This is a genomic window from Virgibacillus alimentarius, assembly GCF_000709085.1.
Taxonomy (GTDB): domain Bacteria; phylum Bacillota; class Bacilli; order Bacillales; family Amphibacillaceae; genus Virgibacillus_B; species Virgibacillus_B alimentarius.
Genome location: NZ_JFBD01000144.1, coordinates 1 through 3132, shown reverse-complemented (window position 1 = coordinate 3132; position 3132 = coordinate 1). Strand labels below are relative to the sequence as shown.

Here is a 3132-nt window from a genome sequence, read left to right as displayed (position 1 = left end):
TTTAGATAAAGTATCTCCTTTTTCTACTATGTATTCTTCAGAAATGACTAGCTTCTGATTTGGGTGAATGATCGTATTCTTCAAATCATTCATTTCCATTAATTTTTCTACTGATATATTATTAGTTTTTGAAATGTCCCACAAAGTTTCTCCTTTATCAATTTGGACCTCTGCTGCTGATACACTCGATACAGTTACCCCAGCTAATAATATTCCTGTAGCGATAGTAGCCGCAATTTTCTTCACTACTAAAAACCCCCTTAGTTTTTCTAAGCTGTGTACATCTTAACATAGTATATTCATTTTTGGATTACAATAATTTTACAAGTCTATTACATTACAGGAACATTTTAACAAAAAAATATAAAAAGCTAGCTCTAGTTAATAAGATAGAGCTAGCTTAAAAGAATCATTTATTTCACAATCAGAACTCGACATTTGGCATTCTGTACAATATGATTACTTACACTGCCAAGTAAAATACTTTTAATATTACCGAGACCACGACTGCCTGCAATAATTAAATCAATACCCTTGTTATCAGCATATTCACAAATTATTTTACCGGGGTTATCTCCTATATCAGCGAACCTGACTTCCGTTACAACTGGTATAGATGCTTCCATAAATTCTTGCTTTATCTTTTCCATTTGTGGAAGCATTTTCTCCGATACCTCTTTCGTAATGTTACGTGAAATAGCGGCATTGGTAGTTGGTCCTGTTGATTCAATAACTGTAAAAATATGAACTTCTGTTTCAGGAAAGAGCGAAGCTTGTTTTTTTGCTTCCTGTATTGCCTCGTTGCTTAATATTGAACCATCATAGGCTGCAAGTACTTTTTTAGTCATCGATGGACCTCCCTGTATACGTTTAAAATACATGATGTTGTTCCTAATTCTATTTTATCATAAATAGTAGATTATTCTATAAAACTGATTATTATCCCCCTATTATTTAAACGTTACTTTTCCATTTGATAGTGATGCAATATTCGCTAATGATTCTACCCGAATCCCTCGTTCACGAAGAAGATTTCCACCATTTTGAAAACCTTTTTCGATAACGATGCCAAACCCTGCCAGAGATGCACCTGCTTGTTCAACAATATCCAAAAGGCCCAGAGCAGCCTGTCCATTTGCTAAGAAGTCATCAATAATTAGGACTGTATCATTACTTGATATATAATCTTTAGAGACCGAGATTTCATTGGTCTCTTTTTTTGTAAAGGAATAAATATTAGCTGAATAAAGGTCGTCAACTAAGGTAAGGGATTTCCGTTTTCTCGCAAAGATTACTGGAACCCTTAGCTTTAAACCTGCCATTGTAGAGGGGGCAATCCCGGAAGACTCTAGGGTTAAAATCTTTGTTATACCTTCACTTGAAAATAAATTTGTAAACGTTTCGCCAACATTCAGCATTAGTTGGGGATCGACTTGATGATTTAAAAAAGAATCAACTTTTAATACAGTATCTGATAAAACTTTTCCTTCATTTAAAATTTTTTGTTTTAATAATTTCATCTACAACTATCTCCTTTTACTTAGCAGAAAGTAATTTTAACAACTCACTAGTATTGAAAACCCCGTTAGATGTACAATCTAACTGCAGTACCTCCATTAAAAATATTGCATAATAGCTTTAATATTTTTATAAAACCGATTCATTTAGTAATTAAATGTAGCATAATTCGAATAATATAATTATAAACTAACAACTGATGAGAAGCTACTCAAGCAAATGATTTGTTTGATTTGTAAGCATTAAGAAAATGGCACTATTTATTACTAGTGCCATTTCCATTTTCATTTCAAAACCTTGTTATAAAATAAGATGCTTTATTTATTTTTATAATATAATCAAGCTGATCCATATCCATAGCTTCTAATGCTTGTTCTCATATTCCTTCAAGTGGGAATTTCATACTTTTTATATGGGTATTTAGAATGTTTTGAAATCATTCAAATATAGGCTTTTCTGCTCTCATATTGTTGGAAACTATATACTCCCATCGTACGTTTAATTTAAAATAATCACAATTGTACATAAATCATTAAAACGAGACTAAAACATGGTTCTCATGGCCTATTGACGCATTTTTAGACCATTGCTAGTATTACTTTATAAAAAGGCGGTTGAATTTTCCTTGGGAAATTATGATTGTAAAGCAAACGGGAAGAAAACGTTAATGAAGATGGCTTTGTAATTCTCCCTATAGAAAACGATAATAATAGTACCGATACTAAAGTTGAATCAGATGAAACTAAATCTGAAAAAGGGCAGAAACATCCAGGTACAGCTACAAATATGTGGACATATGGTTTTGCAGGAGCAGATTAATCCTAATTGGTGCTGCAGCCAAATTAATTGCTCGTTTTAAAGGTACAGTATAATATGTTGTTAAGTCCTTTCTATATTGGAAATAACATTTATCGGGAGGTGAATGGGTTGAAATACATAAGCTATCTTCTTATCATTGTCGGTGTTATATTTTTGTCCGTTTTTGGCTACCAATATTATCAGAACGAACAAAATACAAAAAATTCATTAGCTGAAGCTCAAAATCGGATTGCACAAGGGCAGGAAAATAATGAAAAAGATAAAGGAGCTTCCTCTGATACTTCTGACAATAACAACAACAATTCGGAAAGTCTACAAGTGGATGATGGTGAAGCTTTTGCAACATTAGACATTCCAAAATTGGGTAAAACATTGCCAATTGTTGAAGGAACTGATCCAGACTCCCTTGATAAGGGAATCGGACATTTATCCAATTCCGTACTTCCTGGTGAAAATGAACAAATTGTATTATCCGGTCATCGTGATACAGTATTTCGAAACTTTGATCAAATCGAAGTCGGAGACCAATTTACTGTAAATATGCCCGGGGGCAGTCATACTTATGAAATTAGAGAGACGGAAATTGTACCCGAAGATGATACTAGTGTAATCAGAGAAATGGGTGAAGAAGCTCTGGTTGTTACAACCTGCTATCCATTCTCGTATGTAGGAAGCGCTCCTGACCGTTTTGTTACATACGCCTATCCAGTCGATTAATTATTATATAGTTTCAATATAAGGAGACTAACTATATAAAGTCAATAGTGCTAGCGGCAAAATTTAATACTATTTTTA

4 protein-coding genes are annotated in these 3132 nt (G+C 33.2%); 1 reads left to right on the top strand and 3 read right to left on the bottom strand.

Annotated features, from left to right (window positions below):
- From GZ63_RS0116170 to GZ63_RS0116160, 3 genes are all read right to left on the bottom strand, one after another.
- Positions 1 to 246 (bottom strand): LysM peptidoglycan-binding domain-containing protein (locus tag GZ63_RS0116170; RefSeq protein ID WP_029271358.1); only part of this gene is annotated, 246 nt, incomplete at its 3' end.
- 167 nt (positions 247 to 413) lie between these two features.
- Positions 414 to 848: a universal stress protein gene (locus tag GZ63_RS0116165; RefSeq protein ID WP_029271356.1), complete on the bottom strand. Its 435-nt coding sequence runs from the start codon at positions 846 to 848 to the stop codon at positions 414 to 416.
- Between the two features lie 102 nt (positions 849 to 950).
- A complete protein-coding gene (locus tag GZ63_RS0116160; protein WP_029271354.1) occupies positions 951 to 1520 on the bottom strand; it encodes a xanthine phosphoribosyltransferase in 570 nt (189 codons plus the stop codon).
- A gap of 925 nt (positions 1521 to 2445) precedes the next feature.
- Between GZ63_RS0116160 and GZ63_RS0116155 the strand changes: the two genes are divergently transcribed.
- Complete coding sequence (locus GZ63_RS0116155; RefSeq protein WP_029271352.1) at positions 2446 to 3054, top strand: class D sortase; 609 nt, start codon at positions 2446 to 2448, stop codon at positions 3052 to 3054.
- Positions 3055 to 3132 lie beyond the last annotated feature (78 nt).

Excerpts from the sequence above, each read along its gene's own strand:
- GZ63_RS0116165 (WP_029271356.1), bottom strand. The coding sequence starts at position 848 with ATGACTAAAAAAGTACTTGCAGCCTATGATGGTTCAATATTAAGCAAC.
- GZ63_RS0116160 (WP_029271354.1), bottom strand. The coding sequence starts at position 1,520 with ATGAAATTATTAAAACAAAAAATTTTAAATGAAGGAAAAGTTTTATCA.